1 pseudogene is annotated in these 328 nt (G+C 56.1%); it reads left to right on the top strand.

What is annotated here, in order from left to right:
- Positions 1-328, top strand: a pseudogene (locus SB756_RS28825) (hypothetical protein); the annotation flags it as partial.

Raw genomic sequence — 328 nt, 5'->3', positions numbered from 1 at the left:
CTACTGATCACGATCCAGGAGCGCATAAAACGCTTCGATATTCCACCGCCCCCTCCCAAACCATTCAAGCCAGGGCAGCGATGGGAGCCTGACTTTGCCGCGATGAGAGCCGCTCGTTTTGGGCGGGAGCCCATTGGCGTATTTTCCCTTATCGTCGACGCGCGATCCGAAGTACTGATTCAAAAAACTTGGACGGACAGCAAAACAGGGACGCTCGAATCGAAGCTTGGTCAGATCCTTACAGGCTTTGTTCGTACTGCCGCTTCCGTGAAAGCCCAACGATCATCCGATGAGGCTAGTCGCCGTCGACGGGCAGAGGAGGAGCGAG

The organism is Pseudomonas sp. SIMBA_068 (genome assembly GCF_046534705.1).
Lineage (GTDB): Bacteria > Pseudomonadota > Gammaproteobacteria > Pseudomonadales > Pseudomonadaceae > Aquipseudomonas > Aquipseudomonas putida.
Note: the sequence above shows the minus strand (reverse complement) of the source record. Positions and strands in the feature narration are given on the sequence as shown.